This is a genomic window from Nocardiopsis sp. NRRL B-16309 (genome assembly GCF_001279585.1).
Lineage (GTDB): Bacteria > Actinomycetota > Actinomycetes > Streptosporangiales > Streptosporangiaceae > Nocardiopsis.
Genome location: NZ_LGEC01000087.1, coordinates 22,777 through 41,425 on the forward strand (window position 1 = coordinate 22,777; position 18,649 = coordinate 41,425).

Below are 18,649 nucleotides of genomic sequence, written 5' to 3' on the forward strand. Positions count from 1 at the left end.
AAGTTCCCCCAGGTGACCGAGATTATGTAACCAATGTCCGGTGACACGGCGCGGATCGCCCTGATAGATAGCGACCACGACTAAGATCGCATGGGCTGACGTCGGCGGTTGTGGGCACGTTGTCTCCCGGCGGACGAGCCGAGGTAACGACCTGGTGTCACACCCGGGTGCGATATACGTCACACTGTTGATGGTCAGGTTTGAGGAGGACGTGTGGTGGACGAAGTCAACGAGGTGCTGCGGAAGGCCCCTCTGTTCGAGGCATTGGACGAGGAGGACACGGCCGGGCTGCGCGCCTCGGTGAGCGAGGTCCGTCTCGGCCGCGGCCAGACCCTGTTCAGCGAGGGTGACGAGGGCGACCGCCTGTACGTCATCCTCAGCGGGAAGGTGAAGCTGACCCGCACGGCCGTCGACGGCCGCGAGAACCTCCTGGGCGTGCTCGGCCCCAGCGAGATGTTCGGTGAGCTGTCCCTGTTCGACCCGCGCCCGCGCACCGCGAGCGCCGTGGCGGTCACCGACTCCGTACTGGCGGGCCTGGGGCACGACGACCTGCGCCCGTTCCTGTCGAGCCGCCCGCACGTGTCGCTGCAGCTGCTGAAGTCGCTGGCCGCCCGCCTGCGCCGGACCAACGACGTGATGGCCGACCTGGTCTTCACCGACGTGCCCGGCCGCGTGGCCAAGGCCCTGCTGGAGCTCGCCGACAAGTTCGGCAAGGAGGGCGAGGACGGACTCCACGTCCACCACGACCTCACACAGGAGGAGCTCGCCCAGCTGGTCGGCGCCTCCCGCGAGACGGTGAACAAGGCGCTCGCCGAGTTCGCCCTGCGCGGTTGGCTGCGGATCGAGGCCAAGGCGGTCGTCCTGCTCGACGTCGAGCGGATGCGTCGCCGCGCCCGTTAGGCGACCGCGCCGCTCCGACGAACACGCTGTGCGGCCGCTCACCCGGAAGGGTGGGCGGCCGCAGCGCTGTCCGGTGGCCGCCGCTGTCACGGTGCCCGCCGCCCCCGTGGCCACCACCGTCCCGGTGGCCTCCGCCATCCCAGTGGTCGCCCGCCGTCCCGCTGGCCGCCGCCCCAGTGGCCACCACCGTCCCGGTGATCGCCCGCTGTCACCACGGCCTCCCCCTGCCCCACGATGTTAAGCATCCTTGACGTCGTGTCCGCTCTGCTTTACTTTTGAGATGTCAAAGTTGTTTGACATCACGGAGGGAGCGGACATGTCGTTCGAGGAGAGGCGCATCTGGATCTACCTCGCGGTGGCGGTGCTGGTACCGGCCGCCTACCTCGTGGTACTCCTCGCCCGGGCGGCGGGCACGGACGTCGCGGACCTGGCCTACCAGCGTCCGCTGGTGACGGCCCTGGGGGTGTCGCTCGCCGCGACGATCCTCCTCAACATGGTGTCCGCCGCGCTGTGGCCCAAGGGCGCCTACCAGAAGGATCCCCGGGACAAGGAGATCGACCGCCGGGGCGACTACGTCGGCTTCGTCGTCATGTCCGTCCTCACGGTCGTCCCGTTCAGCCTCGCGCTGCTCGAGGAGCCCTACTTCTGGATCGCCAACACGATCTACCTCGCCTACGTCACCGCCGCGGTCGCGTCGTCAGCCGTCAAGCTCGTCGCCTATCGCAGGGGTTTCTGACCATGGCCAGGCGGACGAGGGTCACCAACAGCATCCGGGCGCTGCGCTTCGCGCGGGGCGAGATGACCCAGGCGGAACTGGCCGAGCGCGTCGGCGTGACCCGGCAGACCGTCATCGCCATCGAGAAGGGCCGCTACTCGCCCTCCTTGGAGATGGCCTTCCAGATCTCCCGGGCGCTCGGTACGCCGTTGGAGGAGGTCTTCCAGTACCCCGACGACCCCGGACCCGCCGGGATCTCGGGCGACGCCCGAGGAGGCACACCATGAGAGCCATGTCCTGCCCCGCGTACGGACCACCCGACGTACTCGAACTGCGGGAGCTCCCCACCCCGGAACCGGGAGCGGACGACGTCCTGATCCGGGTCCGCGCGACGACGGTCACCGCTGCCGACTGCGCGTTCCGGTCGGGGCGCCCGTTCGTCGCCCGCCTGTACTCGGGCCTGCTCCGGCCGCGGTTCGCCGTGCTGGGCGGGGCCTTCGCCGGGGACGTCGTGGCGGTCGGCGCGGACGTGCGGCGGTTCTCGGCGGGCGACCGCGTCCTCGGCCTCAGCCCGAACGACTTCGGTACCCACGCGGAGTTCCTGTGCCTGCCGCAGGACCGGCCGATGGCGCGGATCACGAGCGCCCTGTCCTACGTGGAGGCCGCGAGCGTCGTCGAGGCCACGACCGCCCTGACCTTCCTCCGCGACGTGGGCCCGGTCCGACCCGGCCAGAAGGTGCTGGTCAACGGCGCCACCGGTTCGGTGGGGAGCTACGGCGTGCAACTCGCCAAGCACTACGGCGCCGAGGTCACCGCGGTGTGCGGCCCCGCCAACGCCGACCTGGCGCGGTCCCTGGGCGCCGACCGGGTCGTCGACCGCACGCGGACGGACCCCACCCTCCCGGGCGCTCCGGAGCACCGCCTCCAGGACGTCTTCTTCGACGCGGCGGGCAAGAGCTCGTTCGTCCGGGCGCGCCGGGCGCTCACGCCCACCGGCACCTACCTGACGACCGCCCCTGGGCCCTCGGCCCTGTTCCACAGCCTGTGGACGGCCAGGGGGCGGGGCCGCACCTGCCGGTTCGCGGCCACCGGCCTGCGGCAGAGCCCCGACAACCTCGCCCACCTGGACGCGCTGGCCGGTTCCGGCGCGATCCGAGCCGTCATCGACGGCGTGTACCCGCTGGCGGATCTCGTGGAGGCCCACCGACGCGCGGAGAGCGGCCACAAGGCCGGGACCGTGGTCGTCACCTGCTGAGGGAGCCCCGGCCCGAGCCGAACCGGGAGCCGATCAGTCCCGGGCAGGTCCGCCCGGAGGCCGCCCGGGCGCTGTGCGGCCCGAAGGTGCCGGGCACCGGGCCCGGACGACCCGGCCGGAGGGGCGGCCCGGGTCAGGCGTCGATGCCCTCGGGGAGTTCGCCGCGGTCGGCCAGGTAGCGCAGCTGGGCCCGCACGGACGAGCTCGCGGCGAAGCGGATCTGCTCCGTGATGTCCGGGTAGACGCGGTCGACGATCTCCTCGACCTTGGTCGCGCCCGCTCCGACGGCGTCGCGGACCTGCTCCAGGCGCGACTCGCGGTGGTCGATGTAGGAGTTCAGCACCGCCGTCGGCGAGGTCAGGATGGGACCGTGGCCGGGCAGCAGGGTGCGGACCTGGTGCTCGCGCACCAGGTCCCTGAGGCGGTAGAGTGAGTCCATGTAGGGCCCGAGGCCGTCGTCCCCGTCGATGACGGGCGTGCCGTGGCCCAGGACGGTGTCACCCGTCAGCAGGGCGTTGTCGGACTCCAGCAGCAGGCACACGGAGTCGTCCGTGTGGCCCGGGGTCGCGATCACCCGCAGGCCCAGGCCGTCCACCGAGAGCAGCTCGCCGTCGGCCAGGCCGGCTCCGGCGAATCGCATGGCGGGGTCGACGGCGTGGACGGGCGCCCCGGTCAGCTCGGAGAAGTACCGGGAACCCTCCGAGTGGTCCGGGTGCCGGTGCGTCACGATGGCCATCAGCACCTGCGCGCCCTGCTCCTGCACCGTGCGCGCCACCCGTTCGAGGTGGCGTTCGTCGTGGGGGCCGGGGTCGACGACCACGACCCCGCGGGCACCGGGCTCACGCAGGATCCAGGTGTTGGTCCCCTCCAACGTCATCGGGCCAGGGTTGGGGCACAGCACACAGCTGGCGCGCAGTGTCCCGGAACCGTCGATCCTCATCGCACCTCGCTTCGATCGCCGAGACCGGACTGGTCTGGAGGACATGCTGTGAGACCTCTCCGCCACCCCGCGGCCCGCGCTGGCACGCGGGTCGTCAGGATCGCGCGTCGGGTGTCGGTACGGGGAACTCAGCCCCGTCGGGGGCAATGACGCGGAGCTGACCGCCGATTTCCCGAACGTCCGGTTCAAAGGGGACGATATCCCGTCGAGCCGTCCGTACACCTTCCAGGGTCCGGCACTTCGCCAGCTCCGCACAGGCCACCACCGTGGGCGGAAGCATCGGCATCCGGCCCCCGCTCCACGCCTCGGCGACGGTCGCGGGGTCGGTCCAGCAGGTGAGGTCGGCTTCGCCGCCCACGTCGCGGTGCCGCTGCCCCGGCGGGAGTTCGGCGGTGAAGAACCAGGTGTCGTAGCGGCGCGGCTGCGCCCTGGGCGTGATCCACCGGGACCAGGCCCTGAGCCACTCCGAGCGCAGCACCAGCCCGCGCCTGGACAGAACCTCGGTGAAGGAGTGCGTGCGGTCGATCAGGCCCAGCCGGTCGCGTTCCCAGTCCTCGGTGGTGGTGTCCAGCGCGGGCGCCCCCGTGCCGGCGCCGGGCGGACCCGCCAGGAGCACCCCGGTCTCCTCGAAGGTCTCGCGCACCGCCGCGCACACCAGCGCGCGGGCCATGGGAACGTCCGTCCCCAGGACCGCGGCCCACTCCCGCGGACCGGGTCCGGTCCAGGGAAGGTCGCCGTCGGCGTCGCGTTCGTCCACGCCGCCACCGGGGAAGACGTAGGCGCCCGGCGCGAACCCCATGGACCCGACCCTGCGCATGAGCAGGACCTCCAGGCCGTGTCCGGCCCGCGGCCCCGTGGCCGGCTCGCGCAGGAGCATCACGGTGGCGGCGGGCCGCGGCGTCACGGGACCGGTCTGCTCGGGCATGGCGAGTCCTCCCTCGGGTCGGGCGGCACGCGGCGTGCCGGGGGCGACCGACCCGCTCCCGGCGCCGCACGCGGCCCCAGTGGGCCGGGTGCCCGGCACCGGCCGGAGCGGACGGAGCGCGTCGTCCCCGCACGCGGGGCGTGCTCAGGGCACCTTCGCACACGGCCCGGGCCCGGGTCACTCCCGGCCCGGGCTCCGCGGGGCCCGGCCGGTCAGCGGCCGAACCCGGTCAGACGACCTCGACGATCATGTCGACCTCGACCGGGGAGTCGAGCGGCAGGGCGGCCACGCCCACGGCGGCACGGGCGTGCACACCGGCGTCGCCGAACACCTGGCCGACCAGGTCGCTGGCGCCGTTGATGACGCCGGGGTGCCCGGTGAAATCGGGGGTGCTGGCCACGAACCCGCCCAGCTTCACCACCCGCACCACGTTGGACAGGTCGCCGATCTCGGCCTTGACGGCCGCGATGCCGTTCAGCGCGCACAGCGCCGCCAGCTCCTGGGCGGTCTCGGGCGTGACCTCCGCGCCGACCTTGCCCGTGGCGGGCAGCTTGCCGTCGACGAACGGCAGCTGGCCGGAGACGTACACGTGGCCGCCGCTGCGCACGGTCGGCGTGTAGGAGGCCACCGGCGGCACGACGTCGGGCAGGGTCAGGCCGAGTTCGGCCAGACGCTCCTCGGGGGTCGCCATCACAGCTCCCGCTTCATGTACGCCACGTACTGCTGGTTGCGGGGATCGGTGCCCTCGGGCAGCGGGGCCGGGACGACGGAGACCAGCTCCCACCCGTCCGAACCCCAGTTGTCGAGGATCTGCTTGGTGGCGTGCGACAGCAGCGCCACCGTCTGGTACTCCCACTTGCTCATACGTACTCCCCCATCGGTAACCGGCGGCCGGGCCGGACCCGGTGCCGCACGTCAACGCCGCCACCTTACTGACCCGCGCGCACCCCCGCGTGCGTGCCGTCCCCGACGCGGTGCTCGGGGGGCCGCAGGGGCTGGGGGCGGGGTTGGTCGGGAGCGGCCTCGGCCGGAGGCGGCGTCGTTCGGGGAACAGGACGCGCGTGGGGAGGCCAGGACGCGCGGGGCAGGTGTGGGGCCGGGGCGGCGCCAGAAGCCGGGACCGCCGCGGCCGCGACGCACGCGGAGACAGCACCGGCCCGGAGGCCGGGCGACCGCCGAGGCGCGGAACGCCGCCAGGACACCGTGAACGGCCCGAGCGCGCCTGCCCGCATAGACTCCGTGAGGTGAGCGAGCGTGAGCACCCACCACCGCGACCGGGGCAGGCGTGCGCCGGTGCCCGTCTGCACATCGTCACCGGGAAGGGCGGAACCGGCAAGACCACGGTCGCCGCGGCCCTGGCCACGGCCCTGGCGGCCGACGGCGCCCGGGTGCTCCTGGTGGAGGTCGAGGGACGCCAGGGCGTCGCCACACTGCTCGACGAGGCCCCGCTGCGCTACGAGGAGCGCGAGCTGGTCTCCGTACCCGGCGGCGGACGGGTCTTCGTCCTGGCCGCGGACGCCGAGGCCGCCCTCCTGGAGTACCTGGAGATGTTCTACGGCATGCGCCGGGCCGGGCAGGCGCTGAACCGGTTGGGCGCGGTCGACTTCGCGACCACGATCGCCCCCGGGCTGCGCGACGTCCTGCTCACCGGAAAGGCGACCGAGGCGGTGCGGCGCCGCCGCGGCGGGCGAGGACGACCCTCGGGAGCGCCGTCCACGGGCCCGTTCCACTACGACGCCGTGGTGATGGACGCCCCGCCCACCGGCAGGATCGCCCAGTTCCTCAACGTCAACTCCGAGGTGGCGGGGCTGGCCAGGGTCGGGCCGATCCGCAACCACGCGGACAAGGTCATGGAGGTCATCCGCTCCGCCCAGACCCGGGTGCACTTCGTGACCGTGCTGGAGGAGATGCCCGCGCAGGAGTGCCGGGACGGTGTGGCGGAGATGGCGGCACTGGGGATCGAGGTCGGCATGGTGGTGGTCAACATGGTGCGCTCACCGCTGCTGGGCGAGGCCGACCTGGCCGCGGCCGTGGACGGCGGGCCCGACGTCGAGGACCTCGCCGCGGGACTCAAGGCGGCGGGGCTGGCGGACGCCGGCCCGCTCGCCGAGGACCTCGCCGAAGAGGTGCGCGCGCACGCGCTGCGGGTGGCGTTGGAGCGTCGGGTCCGCGCGCGGCTGTCGGACCTGGGGCACCCGCTGGTGGAGCTGCCGCTGGTGGAGGGCGGGGTCGGCCGCGCCGCGCTCGACGGCCTCGCCCGGCACCTGACCTCGCAGGGGGTGAGCCGATGACCGGCTCAGCGGACGACTCCGACCGCGGGACGAGCCGTGGCGTCGACGGCGCGCTCCGGCGGGCGCTGGACACCGACGCGCTCCTGGACGATCCGGGGACGCGGATCGTCGTGTGCTGCGGGTCGGGCGGTGTCGGCAAGACGACCACCGCCGCGGCCCTCGGACTGCGCGCCGCGGAGCGCGGGCGCCGGGCCGTGGTGATCACGGTCGACCCCGCCCGGCGGCTGGCCCAGTCCATGGGGCTGGAGTCGCTGGACAACACACCGCGTCCGGTGCCCCTGCCGGACGGGGCGCGGGGCAGCATGCACGCGATGATGCTCGACATGAAGCGGACCTTCGACGAGGTCGTCAGGGAGCACGCCGACCCCGAGCGCGCCCGGCAGATCCTGGCCAACCCCTTCTACCAGACGCTCTCCACGAGCTTCTCCGGCACGCAGGAGTACATGGCCATGGAGAAGCTGGGGCAGCTGCGCCAGTCCGGCGAGTGGGACCTGATCGTCGTGGACACCCCGCCCAGCCGGTCGGCGCTGGACTTCCTGGACGCCCCCAAGCGGCTCGGACGGTTCCTGGACGGACGGCTGATCCGGTTCCTGAGCACACCCGCGAGCACAGGCGCCTTCCGGCTGCTGGGCGCGGGGTTCAACCTCATGACGTCGGCGATCGGCAAGATCGTGGGCGCCCAGTTCCTCGACGACCTGCGCTCCTTCGTCTCCGCGTTCGACACGGTGTTCGGCGGGTTCCAGGAGCGCGCCGAGCGCACGTACCGGCTGCTGCGCGCGCCCGGCACGGCGTTCGTGGTGGTGGCCGTCCCCGACACGGACGCGATGCGCGAGGCCTCCTTCTTCGTGGAGCGCCTGGCCACGGACGCGATGCCGTTGGCGGGCCTGGTCGTCAACCGTGCCCACCCCCTGCCCGACGGGGCGGCGTCCGGCCTGTCCCGGGACCTGGCCCTGTCGGCGGCCGACGCGCTGGACCGGGCGGGCGACCGGCCGCTGGCCGCGGCGGCGCTGCGCCTGCACGCCGAGCGGGTGCGCACGCGCGAACGGGAGACGCTGCTGCGGGACCGGATGCTGTCGGGCCACCCCCGGGTCCGGGTGACCGAGGTCGCCGCGCTGCCCGAGGACGTGCACGACCTGGACGGCCTGCGGCGGATCGGCGCCGCGTTGGCCGACGCGGGGCAGGGTCGAACGGCGGAGTGAACGCGTGGGGCCGCGGGGGTCGGTGCGGCCTGGTGAGGGACACGGGCCGGGGGTTCGGCCGACGTGAGCGCGGACGGGATCGGCCCGCCGACTCGGCCGGAGAGCCACACGGCGAGGGACCGCACACGGCGGCCGGGAGGTCAGGAGGCGCGGGAGCACGGGTAGCGGACCGGGGCCAGGACCGCACATAGCGGGCCGGGGTCACGGCACGCACGGCGGACCCGAGTCAGAGCCGCACACGGTGGGCCGGGTCGCGGCAGCGCTCGGCGGACCGGACACGGCGGCCGGGAGGTCAGGAGGCGGCGGCCGCGTACTCCTCCGCGTAGCGCGACAGGTCGCCGCCGCCGTCCCGGTGCGCCTCCTCCAGGAGCGGTTGCCAGTCGACGACCGCGGGGTGCTTGCGCAACAGCGAGCGGCGCTCCCGCTCGGTCATGCCGCCCCAGACCCCGAACTCGACCCTGTTGTCCAGGGCGTCGGCCAGGCACTGGGTGCGCACCGGGCACTCCTGGCAGATGAGTTTCGCGCTGTTCTGCGCCGCGCCCCGCACGAAGAGGGCGTCAGGGTCCAGGCGGCGGCACAGCGCGCTCTTGGTCCATTGGTGGGTCCACATGTGTCCTTCTCCCATACGTGAGCACTGGCGTGGCGTGGGGGACTCGTGTGCGTTGGACGGGCGGGGAACGCGGTAGGCTCCGGTCTCTCGCGCGCGGTGGCTCGTGTGGGGCTCCCGCCTTCCGCCCGTAGTCACGAACGTACGGACACCGAGGCCGCGCCGACAGAACCCGAACGGCCTACTTTCCATCTCACTCGTCATGGCCCACTCGGGCCATGGGCGTGGGGCCCGGCACCTCTCCGGAGAGGTCCGGCGGGTCCTCGCACAGCCGAACCGCTCAGCGATCGAGCTGCGATAACCATGAAAAGATGTTCGAGGTGCACAGTCCGGGTGCACAGTCCGTACGACCGGCGCGGGCGGTTCCTTGCACTCGCTCTCGGTCCGTTCCACATCGCACCATTTGCGCGTTCGCGGTCACTTAGTCTGATGGGGTGGGTCAGGGGACATTGCTTCAACGAATCAGCCAACTCGTCGTCGTCGGCGCCATAGCGGGTCTTCTCGTTGCCGCGCTGGCACTTCCCGCGATCGGCGGCCTGGGGATCACCGCGCGTAACGTCGCGAGTGGATTCCTGGACATGCCCGGAAACCTGGAGACACCGCCTCCCCCCCAACGCTCGACGATCTACGACAGCGAGGGCGGTGTCATCGCCGAGATCTTCGACCAGAACCGCGAGATCGTCGAGATCGAGGACGTCTCGCCGGTGATGATCGACGCGATCCTCGCCATCGAGGACGCCAGCTTCTACGAACACGGCGGCCTGGACGTGGCGGGCACGCTGCGCGCGGCCGTGCGCACCCTGGGCGGAAACACCCAGGGCGCCTCCTCCATCACCCAGCAGTACGTGAAGAACGTGCAGATCGAGGCGGCCACCTCGCAGGAGGAGCTGGACGAGGCCCGCGAGGAGACGATCGCGCGCAAGATCCGCGAACTGCGGTACGCGATCGCGCTCGAACAGCGCATGGAGAAGGACGAGATCCTCGAGGGCTACCTCAACATCGCCTACTTCAGCGACGGGGCCTACGGCGTGGAGTCGGCGGCCCAGCACTTCTTCCAGGTCCCGGCCAGCGAACTGGAGCTGCACCAGGCCGCCACGATCGCGGGCCTGGTCCGCTACCCCTACCTCTACAACCCCCGGTTCTTCCCCGAACAGACCATCGAGCGCCGCAACGTCGTGCTCGACCGCATGGTCTCCACGGGTGCCATCACCGAGGCCGAGGCCGAGGAGGCCAAGACCGAGGACATGGACCTGGACCTGGACACCCCGCCCAACGGGTGCGTGCCCAGCGACCAGCCGTTCTTCTGCGACTACGTCGTCCAGGAGATCGAACAGGACGAGGCCTTCGGTCCCAGCGAGACCGAGCGGGCGCGCTGGCTGCGCACGGCCGGGCTGGAGATCCACACCACGCTCGACCCGCAGACCCAGGAGTCCGGCCAGGAAGCCGTCGACAAGTGGGTACCGCGCGAGAACGAGTCGCGCAAGGTGGCGGCCGAGGTCGTCATCGAGCCGGGCAGCGGCCAGATCCTGGGCATGGTGCAGAGCCGCAACTACGGCCCGGACGAGAGCAAGATCGGCGAGACGTCCATCAACTTCGCCACCGACGCCGACCGGGGCGGCAGCAGCGGGTTCCAGGCCGGATCGACGTTCAAGGCGATCACCCTGGCGACCGCGCTGGACAAGGGCATGCCCTACAGCACCTCGTTCCCCTCGCCGGCCTCGGTGTCGGTGTCCGGACAGCGATCGTGCAACGGCGGCACCCTCTCGACGTGGTCGCCGAGCAACGCCGGCGACAGCAACGAGGGCGTGCACAACATGGTGTCGGGCACCAAGGCCTCGTCCAACACCTTCTTCGCCCAGCTCCAGCGCCGGGCGGGGATCTGCGACGTCATGCAGATGGCCGAGCGCCTGGGCCTCAAGCGGGCCGACGGCACCCTGTTCACGGAGAACCCGAACTCGCTGGCCAACAGCAGCTTCACGCTGGGCAGTGAGGAGGTCTCCCCGCTTCGGGTGGCCAACGCCTACGCGACCTTCGCCTCCGGCGGCGTCTACTGCGAGCCGCAGGCCATCACCCGGATCGAGGACCGCCAGGCGGGCACCACGATCGAGATGGAACCGGAGTGCGAGCGGGTCATCGACGAGGACGTGGCCCACGGCGTCACGTACCTGCTGTCGCAGACGTTCAACGGCGGCACCACCACCGGACTGGGCATCGGCCGACCGGCGTTCGCCAAGACCGGCACCACCGACGGATCGGCGGCGGCCTGGTTCGCCGGCGGCACCCCGACGATGGCCAGTGCCGTGTTCGTCGGCGACCCGCGCGGCCCCCAGCAGTACCCGCTGCGCAACGTCACCATCGGCGACCGCTACTACGGGGTGGTCTACGGGGCGACGATCCCCGGCCCGATCTGGCAGGAGACCATGCAGGGCGCCCATGAGGGGCTGGAGACGGAGAACCTGCCCCCGTCCCCGTCGAAGTTCGGTTCCACGTCGGCACCACGCCAACCCGAGCCCGAGGACGACGCGAGTCCGGCCAGTGACCCCGGTGGCGTTCCCGACGTCATCGGTGAGTCCGAGGCGGCCGCGGTGTCGGCTCTGGAGTCGGCGGGCTACACGGTCAACGTCTCCGGGACGCCGATCCGCTCGGCCGAGCCCGAGGGCACGGTGGCCGCGGTCAACCCCGACCCCGGGACCCGCCTGCCGGAGGGTGCCACGGTCAACGTGTTCCTGAGCAGCGGCGGCGGGAGCGCGGACGGGCCGTCGGACGGTTCGGACGAGGAGTGGATGCCGGTGGTCCCGGCGACATCCCTCGGCCGGGAGGACGACACCCAGTAGGACATGACGAAGGGGCGGCGGTGTGACACCGCCGCCCCTTTCGTTGTGCCAGGGGGCCGTGGGACCGGCCGGTGGGCCTTGGGGCCGGTGGGGCTGGTGGGCCAGTGGGGCTTGGGGGTCCGTGGGCCTTGGGCCCGGTGGGGCTGGTTGGGCCAGTGGGGTTGACGGTCCCAAAGGCTCGTGAGGCCGGTAGGGCCGTTCAGGCGGGTGGGGCCGTCAGGCCAGGCGCTTCTTGACCTCGGCGGCCACCCGCGAGCCCTCGGCCAGGCCGGCGACCTTCGGGTTGAGGACCTTCATGACCTTGCCCATCTCCTTCATGCCGGAGGCACCGGTCTCGGCGACGGCGGCGTCCACGAGCCCGGCCAGCTCCTCGTCCGTGAGCTGCTTGGGCAGGTAGTCGGCGATGATGTCGCTCTCGGCGCGCTCGTTGGCGGCGTCCTCGGTACGCCCGCCCTTCTCGAAGGCCTCGGCAGCCTCGCGGCGCTTCTTGGTCTCGCGGACCAGCACCTTGGTGACCTCGTCGTCGTCGAGGGCGCGCTGGGCGGACCCGGCGGTCTCCTCGGTGGCGATGGCGGCCAGCACCATCCGCAGGGTGCCGGTGCGCACCTTGTCACGCGCCTTCATGGCGGTGGTCAGGTCGGATTTGAGGCGGGCTTTGAGTTCGGACATGACCATGATCCTACGGCCGGCGAGGACGGGCGGACCAACCGTTTGTGCACGGCGTCGCCACGGATCTGAGACGATCAGTCGACAACGAAGGAGAGGGCGGATGGGCACCGACAACAGACGACTCCTGCGCCGCGTGGGGCGCGCGGCCGCCGTGACCGGCGCCGTCGGGGTGGCCGGTCTGGCCTACGCCTCGGTCGTGGAGCGCAACTGGTTCCGACTGCGCCGCTATGAACTGCCGCTGTTGCCGCCGGGGAGCCCGCGGCTGCGCGTGCTGCACCTGTCCGACGCGCACCTGACGCCCGGGCGGCGGATGCTCATCGACTGGATCCGCGGCCTGGAGGCCTACGAACCGGATCTGGTGGTCAACACGGGCGACTCCTTGGCCCACCCGGACGCGGTGGAACCGTTCATCGACGCCCTGGGGCCGCTGCTGGACCGGCCGGGCGCGTTCGTGTACGGGTCGAACGACATGTTCTCGCCCCAGCTGAAGAACCCGGCGCGCTACCTGTGGCGGACCAGCAAGAACGACTACAACAAGCGCCGAGTACCGGATCTGCCCTGGCGCGAGCTCGGCGCGGCCATGAGCTCGGCGGGCTGGCTGGACCTGAACAACCGCAAGGGATCGCTGAAGGCGGGCGTCCTCGACGTCGCCCTGGCGGGCGTGCACGACTCGCACATCAAGCTCGACCGGTACGACGCGATCGCGGGACCGGCGGACCCGGCGGCGGACATCCGACTCGGCGTTCTGCACTCACCTGAGCCCGCCAACCTCGACCGCTTCGCGGCCGACGGCTACCAGCTCCTCCTCGCGGGGCACACGCACGGGGGGCAGCTGTGCCTGCCGTTCTACGGAACCCTGGTCACCAACTGCGGCATCGACCGGCGCCGCGCGTGGGGGCTGCACGAGTACGACGACGCGTGGCTGCACGTGTCCGGCGGCCTGGGCACCTCGCCGTACGCCCCGGTGCGCTTCTGCTGCCGCCCGGAGGCGTCCCTGCTCGACCTCGTCCCGGCGGCGGACTGATCCTCCCGGCGGCCCGCCCCTAAATCAGGTGCGCGAGCACTCCACACGTCCGCTAGACTTGGGGACGTTGCTTCGGGGTGTAGCGCAGCTTGGCAGCGCGCTTCGTTCGGGACGAAGAGGTCGTGGGTTCAAATCCCGCCACCCCGACTGGGCACCCGTTCTTCGTTTTCCAGGCATGGAGCCCTCAGGGCCGCAGTGCACATTCATTGCACATGGTGGGGGTCGTGGGCCGGATGGTCGGTCCGCCGGTCAGGCCGCGAGCACCCGCAGTCGGGCCGCGTCCATCGCTTCGGCCACCTCGTCCAGGCGGTCGGGGAACAGGTGCCCGTACCGGTCCAGGGTCATGGTCGCGGTGGCGTGCCCGAGCATCGCTTGCACGACCTTGACGTCAGCGCCGGCCGCGATGGCGAGTGACGCGGCGGTGTGCCGGAGCTTGTGCGGCGTCAGACCCATCCCGTCGAGCCCAGCGGCCTTGAGTGCCTTGCCGAACTCCCGGTTTCGCCAGTTGCGCAGCCGCACCTCTGTCCCCCGCTTGGTGGTGAACACGAGCGCCGAGTCCGACCGCCCCTGCACGAGGGGAAGCAGCTCGGCGACGAGGGACCTGGGAATGGGCACGGTCCGACTCTTGCCCGTCTTGGGCGACTGTTCGACCAGCTTGCCTTCCACCTCGGCGAAGGCCGTCACGATCCGGATGCGCCGTGTCTCCAGATCCACCCTGCCGACCCGCAGCGCGGCGGCTTCGTTGAAGCGCAGGCCCGTGTAGGCGAGAAGGAGGATGAGCGGCCGGTTGATGTTCGCGGCGGCGGCGATCTGGCCGTACTTGGTCCGCAGCGATCCGGCCGCGTCCGCCAGCGCCTCCACCTGGAGGTGATCGAGGTAGACGTGTTCGGCCTCACTCGGTTTCGGTAGCGGGACCCCGCGTGCGGGATTGGCCGGGAGGCGGCGTGGCACGCACCATTCGAGAACCATGGAGAGAACGCCGTAGGCGTGCCGGGTCTGTGAGGCTCCCAGATTGGCGCCGCCCTCGTCCCGCGGCTTCTGGAGTTCGGCCACCCACACGGCGACGTCCTCGGAGTACACCCCCGAGATCGGAAGCTCTCCCCAGCGAGGCAACACGTGCGCGTCCAGGAGGCCCCGGTACTTCCACCAGGTCGATCGCTTGATGTCGGTGCGCGTGCTCAGCCACTTCTCAGCCATCTCGGCCAGGGTGACCTTGGCGTCGTGAGGGTTGCGATAGCTGCCCTCGTGCAGGCTGTTCTCGATCTCGGTCTGCTTCTTCTCGGCGTCCGGCTTCTTCTTGAACGTGCCACCGCTCTTGATCCGGCCGGAGGGATCGTAATAGCGGACCATCCAGCGCGCGGGAGGCGTGCGCTTGGTCGCCTTGGCCTTCTTCACCGCCTCCACGTATGCCTTGTCCTTGGTGCGGTCGTAGACCCACGCACGAGCCATGGGGAGTGTTCCTCTCGGGGGTTGGGATTACTGGGATCGGACCCAGGCACGGACCTCAGCGGGCACGTAGCGGACGTAGCGACCGACCCGGTATGAGGGAGGACCGTCGCCCTTGTACCGCCATTCGTAGAGCGTTTTCGGGGGAACGCGGAGATAGGCGGCGGCATCCTTGACCGACCACAGGACGTCGGCCCGACGCTGTTCGGGAACGTCCACACGGGCCGTCGCTGCACTCATGCCACCCTCGTCTCTGGAGTTGCCGAAAGATCCGTCTGCCGAGCCGCGTCGAGCTGTGCACGGCGTTTGAGCGCTTCGCCCACGGCCCGGAGTAGGCGTTGTTCGCGGGGAGCGACGTCGGGGTCTGTGGGGCGTGCCAGTTCCCAGGCGTAGGAGCCGGAGGCGACCGTCATGAGCGCGGGGCGAGGGTTGTCCTCGTCGCCCTGGCCGTCGTCGGTGGGGTCGATCCCCAGGGCGTCCAGGACCCAGGCCAGCCGGTCCGCCTTGTGGTCGGCGAGTGTCTTGCCCGACCACTTCCGGGAGACCAGCACCCGGCGACCCGCGTAGCCCAGGTACTCGCGACGGTGAGCCTTGGACCGGCAGAACCCCGGACGCATACCCGCTTTGGCGTTCTCAGGCTGAATGCCGTAGCGGAGCCAGTTCGAGCACCGAGGCGAGCACGGTTCGAAGCGGAGAGCGTCCAGGAGGCGGTCTACGTGCTGTTCCTGCCGGGTCGTCTCGGCGGCGTGGCAGTCGGCGATGTCCTTGGTCAGGTACTTCGCCAGGTAGCGCACACACCGATCAGCGTCAGCCGAACCCGCGACCACACCCTTGGCATCGACTTGTCGACCGAACCGGACCACGTGATGGGGTTCGGCGTCGGGGTCGGCGTCGAGGTCGTCCAACGCCTCGTCCCAGGTGGGTAGGACTTCGCCTGTCGACGGGTCGACAAAGACACCTGTCGCCTCGTCCCACTCGGGGAGGTGATCGCCCTCGAAGACCACACGATCGGCACTCGGCCACCACACCTGGTGATACGTCGCCGCCGCGATCTGCCGCAGCTCGGCACGCGGAATCGTTCCCCGCGTGGCCATGTGCAGGTGCGGAGCCAGACGCCGTTGCGGTTCCACAGCCGCGAAGTACTGCACATCGAACCCGGCCACCCGCCGAAGGTTCTGCACGAACCGATCGACCAGCTTGGAGAAGTGCAGCGCGTCCCGAGCAGCACTACGGTAGTCATACGTCGAGAAATCGACCGGGGTGCCGTCCGAGCGCACCCGCCCGTACGAGTCCAGGGTGAGCGTGATGAACAGCGAGGGCCGGAACACCTTGCCCGAGGCCGGATCGGTGAAGGCCCGCCCGACCGTCTTCCTGGTCATCGGTCGCTTGGGGAGATCCGGCACGTCCTGTCGGCGCTTGGTGGAGCGCACCCGACGCGACCCAGACGAGGAGGTATCGGCCGATCGGGTCACCGATCCCCGGAGCCCCGAGGCGGTGATCTCCTCATCCAGATCAGCGATCACCGCATCCAGCCGTGCCAGGTCCTCAGCCGACGCGGCACCCGTGGAGGCGAGCCGGTCCCGTTCGGCGGTCACCATGGCCCGCTGTTCGACCCACCCACGCTGTTCCTCGGACGGAGGGTCAGGTTCCACGACGGGTTCCTCGGCCAGGTGCCAACCCTCTTCACATTGCGTCCGCCGCAGGGAGCGCTTCCGCTTCGCACAGGCCGGACACCGGGACTCCAACGTGGACCCACACGGAACGTCGATCACCTCAGTGGCACCGGTCGCGATATCGGTGCGTCGAAGGGAGACCGGACGGATGCACACCGCGTGGTCGGCGGCGACCTGTTCGGCGACCTCACGCGCCAGGGGTTGCGCGAGCCGCTCGGCTCGTGTCGACTTACCGGTAGGCGTCGGCACTACCCCACCCCCCGAAATACAGAGGTGCCATGCAAGCCCTGTCCGGCCTGGCGAACTTGATCGGCACGATGGCGTTCAGCGTGCTCACATTCGGGCATCTGGCCCAGGGCGACACTCTGTTCGCCACGTGCACCGGGATTGCAGCAATCTGCACCGCCACTACGAGCTTTCGTTCGTACCGGCGTGCCCACCTGGAGCAGATGGACCGCAGCAGCGAGAGCACGACTCACCCCTCACCGCCGTCGACGGAGTGATTCGCACTGCCACGGTGTGCACTCACCATGGCGGTGATGTCCTCGTCCGACACGTAGGCGGCCCGGACCCTGACCGGGGCCGGTGAGCCCTCCACACGGACGTAGCCCACCCCGGGCAAGGTGGGGTCGATCAGATGCGCGTTCGCGCCACGGTCCCGGGCGCCTTCCCCGAGGATCATGTCGACCTGGGACGCCTCGTCCAGGCGAAGCGCGACCTTGTCCGGGAACAGGTTCCGAAGGTTCATGACCTCCTTGCGGGGGTCCTGGAGTGCGGCCAGGACGGCGAAGCCGACCGATCGGCCCTGCGAGGTCAGAGTCGCGATGGCGTTCTCTGCCCGACGGCGGACATCCCGGTCCGGGTGATACGCGGTTAGGAACGCCACCTCATCGAGGACCACCAGGACGAAAGGGTCCTCAACGGTTGGCGTGTGGAAGCGCCGCTTGCCCGCGTAGCGCCGGGCCCGGTCCTGCATCTGGGCCACGGCCACTTCCAGCACCTCCACCGCGGATTCACCGTCGTCGGCATAGTGCGCGAACAGGTCCCGCCCGTAGGCGAGTTCCATCCGCTTGGGGTCGATCGCCCACACCTGCGCGGTGTTGTCCGCGACGGCGGAGAGCATCGCCCGGACCGCCGACCAGATCACCGATCCCTTGCCCGCACCGGTCACCCCGGCGACCAGGACGTGCGTGCCGTGCAGGTGCAGCCGCCACGGAGAGCCGTCTTCCCTCTGGCCCACGTGGAGTGCGCTCAGTTCCGGGGCGTCAGGGATGTCCAGGGCGTCGAGGGGTTCGGCCAGGGTGTCGCGCCGGGGGAACTCTAAGGTGATGTCCCTCGGCCCGTTCACGATCACCCGGCACGAGGGAGCGGCAAACCCGTGAGCCAGCTCGGCCACCCGCGTCTCGAAGTCCGCCGGAGACGTACCGGCGACGAGGGAGACCCGGACCCGGTCGGCCCAGGTGTCACAGGTGACGCGGCGGATGCGGGGGAGGTAGCGGCGTTCCTGGTAGGACTCGGCCAGCCCGGAGATCACCAGCACTGGTTGCCAGTGACGGCGGTAGACGAACACGTGCCTCCACCACGCCAACAGGCGAAGTGGGACCCAGGTCCGGTAGGAGTCGGGCCAGGTACGCCACCACACCAGGGAGGCCACAGCGGCAGCGGCCCAGAGTCCGGCCAGGCCGGGCCAGTCCAGCCACCACCAGGCAGCGAAAGACACCGAGGCAGTAGCGACGAGGACCGGGAAGCGGAACGGCAAAGTGACCAGGAAGCGGATCAGCCGCCAGATCCACGAGCCCAGGACGACGATGCCGGGGGTTTCCACGATCGGAGTCGTCCACCGCACTCCCTGAGCCGGGGTCGGCAGCGTCGGAGGGGTCTGGGCAGCACCGATCTTCGCCATCACCGGTCACCGCCCATCGCGTCTTCGATCCGCGCCAGGACCCGGTCACGGTCAGCGCGGGCACGAGCAGCGGCCTTGACGGCGTCCGGGTTGTCGTCCCGGTCCGCGAGCGTGGCGAACACACGGGCCTTGAAGTCGAAGAACTCGGCGCGCTCGGCATCGGTGGCGGGCCGGGAGTCGACCGCGTCCAGGAACAGCCGGACCAACTGCGCGCCGGTCAGGCCGGACAGGTCAGTGGGGTAATCGGACATACTGAAGACACCTCTTC

Annotated in this window: 20 protein-coding genes and 1 tRNA gene; 10 read left to right on the forward strand and 11 right to left on the reverse strand. The window is 71.0% G+C overall.

Annotation, left to right across the window (positions count from 1 at the left end; translation table 11 throughout):
• The first annotated feature begins 213 nt into the window (after positions 1-213).
• The 4 genes from ADL05_RS19550 to ADL05_RS19565 all read left to right on the forward strand — a co-directional run bounded on the left by ADL05_RS19550 (position 214) and on the right by ADL05_RS19565 (position 2,870).
• On the forward strand, positions 214-900 hold the full coding sequence (locus ADL05_RS19550) for a Crp/Fnr family transcriptional regulator (protein ID WP_082376582.1): 687 nt from the start codon (positions 214-216) through the stop codon (positions 898-900).
• Between the two features lie 316 nt (positions 901-1,216).
• The gene (locus ADL05_RS19555; RefSeq protein ID WP_082376584.1) at positions 1,217-1,636 is read left to right on the forward strand and encodes a hypothetical protein; all 420 of its coding nucleotides are present in this window, start codon (positions 1,217-1,219) and stop codon (positions 1,634-1,636) included.
• A gap of 2 nt (positions 1,637-1,638) precedes the next feature.
• Positions 1,639-1,902: a helix-turn-helix transcriptional regulator gene (locus ADL05_RS19560; RefSeq protein ID WP_053618445.1), complete on the forward strand. Its 264-nt coding sequence runs from the start codon at positions 1,639-1,641 to the stop codon at positions 1,900-1,902.
• Positions 1,899-2,870, forward strand: coding sequence for an NAD(P)-dependent alcohol dehydrogenase (locus ADL05_RS19565; protein WP_053618446.1), 972 nt, complete (start codon positions 1,899-1,901; stop codon positions 2,868-2,870). Before ADL05_RS19560 ends, ADL05_RS19565 begins: the two co-directional genes overlap by 4 nt.
• Positions 2,871-3,003: 133 nt before the next feature.
• Here ADL05_RS19565 and ADL05_RS19570 read toward each other — a convergent pair whose 3' ends face one another.
• The 4 genes from ADL05_RS19570 to ADL05_RS29845 all read right to left on the reverse strand — a co-directional run bounded on the left by ADL05_RS19570 (position 3,004) and on the right by ADL05_RS29845 (position 5,599).
• Positions 3,004-3,810 carry an MBL fold metallo-hydrolase gene (locus ADL05_RS19570; RefSeq protein WP_053618447.1) on the reverse strand — a complete coding sequence of 269 codons (807 nt, stop codon included), beginning with the start codon at positions 3,808-3,810 and terminating at the stop codon, positions 3,004-3,006.
• A 94-nt stretch (positions 3,811-3,904) separates the two neighbouring features.
• The gene (locus ADL05_RS19575) at positions 3,905-4,735 is read right to left on the reverse strand and encodes an NUDIX hydrolase (protein ID WP_053618448.1); all 831 of its coding nucleotides are present in this window, start codon (positions 4,733-4,735) and stop codon (positions 3,905-3,907) included.
• Positions 4,736-4,964: 229 nt separating this feature from the next.
• Entirely contained in the window at positions 4,965-5,426 is a 462-nt protein-coding gene (locus tag ADL05_RS19580) for a RidA family protein (RefSeq protein ID WP_053618449.1), read from the reverse strand.
• Positions 5,426-5,599: a DUF4177 domain-containing protein gene (locus tag ADL05_RS29845; RefSeq protein ID WP_073381827.1), complete on the reverse strand. Its 174-nt coding sequence runs from the start codon at positions 5,597-5,599 to the stop codon at positions 5,426-5,428. Before ADL05_RS29845 ends, ADL05_RS19580 begins: the two co-directional genes overlap by 1 nt.
• Before the next feature lie 380 nt (positions 5,600-5,979).
• Here ADL05_RS29845 and ADL05_RS19585 point away from each other — a divergent pair, with 380 nt between their 5' ends.
• Positions 5,980-7,026: an ArsA-related P-loop ATPase gene (locus ADL05_RS19585; protein ID WP_053618450.1), complete on the forward strand. Its 1,047-nt coding sequence runs from the start codon at positions 5,980-5,982 to the stop codon at positions 7,024-7,026.
• Entirely contained in the window at positions 7,023-8,225 is a 1,203-nt protein-coding gene (locus ADL05_RS19590; protein ID WP_053618451.1) for an ArsA family ATPase, read from the forward strand. Before ADL05_RS19585 ends, ADL05_RS19590 begins: the two co-directional genes overlap by 4 nt.
• 292 nt (positions 8,226-8,517) lie before the next feature.
• On the opposite strand, the gene ADL05_RS19595 is transcribed toward ADL05_RS19590, so the two are convergent.
• Positions 8,518-8,835 carry a WhiB family transcriptional regulator gene (locus ADL05_RS19595; RefSeq protein ID WP_053618452.1) on the reverse strand — a complete coding sequence of 106 codons (318 nt, stop codon included), beginning with the start codon at positions 8,833-8,835 and terminating at the stop codon, positions 8,518-8,520.
• Positions 8,836-9,281: 446 nt separating this feature from the next.
• On the opposite strand from ADL05_RS19595, the gene ADL05_RS19600 reads away from it, so the two are divergent.
• Complete coding sequence (locus ADL05_RS19600) at positions 9,282-11,666, forward strand: penicillin-binding protein (protein WP_053618453.1); 2,385 nt, start codon at positions 9,282-9,284, stop codon at positions 11,664-11,666.
• A 216-nt stretch (positions 11,667-11,882) separates the two neighbouring features.
• On the opposite strand, the gene ADL05_RS19605 is transcribed toward ADL05_RS19600, so the two are convergent.
• Positions 11,883-12,335, reverse strand: a complete 453-nt coding sequence (locus ADL05_RS19605; RefSeq protein WP_053618511.1) for a GatB/YqeY domain-containing protein — start codon at positions 12,333-12,335, stop codon at positions 11,883-11,885.
• Positions 12,336-12,435: 100 nt separating this feature from the next.
• On the opposite strand from ADL05_RS19605, the gene ADL05_RS19610 reads away from it, so the two are divergent.
• Both ADL05_RS19610 and ADL05_RS19615 read left to right on the forward strand, forming a co-directional pair.
• Positions 12,436-13,359, forward strand: coding sequence for a metallophosphoesterase (locus ADL05_RS19610; RefSeq protein ID WP_053618454.1), 924 nt, complete (start codon positions 12,436-12,438; stop codon positions 13,357-13,359).
• A 73-nt stretch (positions 13,360-13,432) separates the two neighbouring features.
• Positions 13,433-13,506 (forward strand) — tRNA-Pro (locus ADL05_RS19615).
• 102 nt (positions 13,507-13,608) lie between these two features.
• Here ADL05_RS19615 and ADL05_RS19620 read toward each other — a convergent pair.
• From ADL05_RS19620 to ADL05_RS19625, 3 genes are read right to left on the reverse strand one after another with little or no spacing between them, the layout of a single operon-like run.
• Positions 13,609-14,808, reverse strand: a complete 1,200-nt coding sequence (locus ADL05_RS19620; protein ID WP_053618455.1) for a site-specific integrase — start codon at positions 14,806-14,808, stop codon at positions 13,609-13,611.
• Between the two features lie 27 nt (positions 14,809-14,835).
• Positions 14,836-15,045: an AlpA family transcriptional regulator gene (locus ADL05_RS29850; protein WP_082376585.1), complete on the reverse strand. Its 210-nt coding sequence runs from the start codon at positions 15,043-15,045 to the stop codon at positions 14,836-14,838.
• Positions 15,042-16,727: a replication initiator gene (locus ADL05_RS19625; RefSeq protein ID WP_053618456.1), complete on the reverse strand. Its 1,686-nt coding sequence runs from the start codon at positions 16,725-16,727 to the stop codon at positions 15,042-15,044. The genes ADL05_RS29850 and ADL05_RS19625 overlap by 4 nt, the downstream gene beginning before the upstream one ends.
• A gap of 29 nt (positions 16,728-16,756) precedes the next feature.
• Between ADL05_RS19625 and ADL05_RS19630 the strand changes: the two genes are divergently transcribed.
• Positions 16,757-16,981, forward strand: coding sequence for a hypothetical protein (locus tag ADL05_RS19630; protein ID WP_053618457.1), 225 nt, complete (start codon positions 16,757-16,759; stop codon positions 16,979-16,981).
• Here ADL05_RS19630 and ADL05_RS19635 read toward each other — a convergent pair.
• Positions 16,954-18,381 carry an FtsK/SpoIIIE domain-containing protein gene (locus tag ADL05_RS19635; RefSeq protein ID WP_156365929.1) on the reverse strand — a complete coding sequence of 476 codons (1,428 nt, stop codon included), beginning with the start codon at positions 18,379-18,381 and terminating at the stop codon, positions 16,954-16,956. The two genes, ADL05_RS19630 and ADL05_RS19635, sit on opposite strands and share 28 nt — an antisense overlap.
• Positions 18,381-18,632, reverse strand: a complete 252-nt coding sequence (locus ADL05_RS19640; RefSeq protein WP_053618459.1) for a hypothetical protein — start codon at positions 18,630-18,632, stop codon at positions 18,381-18,383. The genes ADL05_RS19635 and ADL05_RS19640 overlap by 1 nt, the downstream gene beginning before the upstream one ends.
• Positions 18,633-18,649: the final 17 nt, after the last annotated feature.

Coding starts and splice junctions, on each gene's coding strand:
- ADL05_RS19555 (WP_082376584.1), top strand. CDS start 1,217: ATGTCGTTCGAGGAGAGGCGCATCTGGATCTACCTCGCGGTGGCGGTG.
- ADL05_RS19560 (WP_053618445.1), top strand. CDS start 1,639: ATGGCCAGGCGGACGAGGGTCACCAACAGCATCCGGGCGCTGCGCTTC.
- ADL05_RS19565 (WP_053618446.1), top strand. CDS start 1,899: ATGAGAGCCATGTCCTGCCCCGCGTACGGACCACCCGACGTACTCGAA.
- ADL05_RS19570 (WP_053618447.1), bottom strand. CDS start 3,810: ATGAGGATCGACGGTTCCGGGACACTGCGCGCCAGCTGTGTGCTGTGC.
- ADL05_RS19575 (WP_053618448.1), bottom strand. CDS start 4,735: ATGCCCGAGCAGACCGGTCCCGTGACGCCGCGGCCCGCCGCCACCGTG.
- ADL05_RS19580 (WP_053618449.1), bottom strand. CDS start 5,426: ATGGCGACCCCCGAGGAGCGTCTGGCCGAACTCGGCCTGACCCTGCCC.
- ADL05_RS29845 (WP_073381827.1), bottom strand. CDS start 5,599: ATGAGCAAGTGGGAGTACCAGACGGTGGCGCTGCTGTCGCACGCCACC.
- ADL05_RS19590 (WP_053618451.1), top strand. CDS start 7,023: ATGACCGGCTCAGCGGACGACTCCGACCGCGGGACGAGCCGTGGCGTC.
- ADL05_RS19595 (WP_053618452.1), bottom strand. CDS start 8,835: ATGTGGACCCACCAATGGACCAAGAGCGCGCTGTGCCGCCGCCTGGAC.
- ADL05_RS19605 (WP_053618511.1), bottom strand. CDS start 12,335: ATGTCCGAACTCAAAGCCCGCCTCAAATCCGACCTGACCACCGCCATG.
- ADL05_RS19610 (WP_053618454.1), top strand. CDS start 12,436: ATGGGCACCGACAACAGACGACTCCTGCGCCGCGTGGGGCGCGCGGCC.
- ADL05_RS19620 (WP_053618455.1), bottom strand. CDS start 14,808: ATGGCTCGTGCGTGGGTCTACGACCGCACCAAGGACAAGGCATACGTG.
- ADL05_RS29850 (WP_082376585.1), bottom strand. CDS start 15,045: ATGAGTGCAGCGACGGCCCGTGTGGACGTTCCCGAACAGCGTCGGGCC.
- ADL05_RS19630 (WP_053618457.1), top strand. CDS start 16,757: ATGCAAGCCCTGTCCGGCCTGGCGAACTTGATCGGCACGATGGCGTTC.
- ADL05_RS19635 (WP_156365929.1), bottom strand. CDS start 18,381: ATGGCGAAGATCGGTGCTGCCCAGACCCCTCCGACGCTGCCGACCCCG.
- ADL05_RS19640 (WP_053618459.1), bottom strand. CDS start 18,632: ATGTCCGATTACCCCACTGACCTGTCCGGCCTGACCGGCGCGCAGTTG.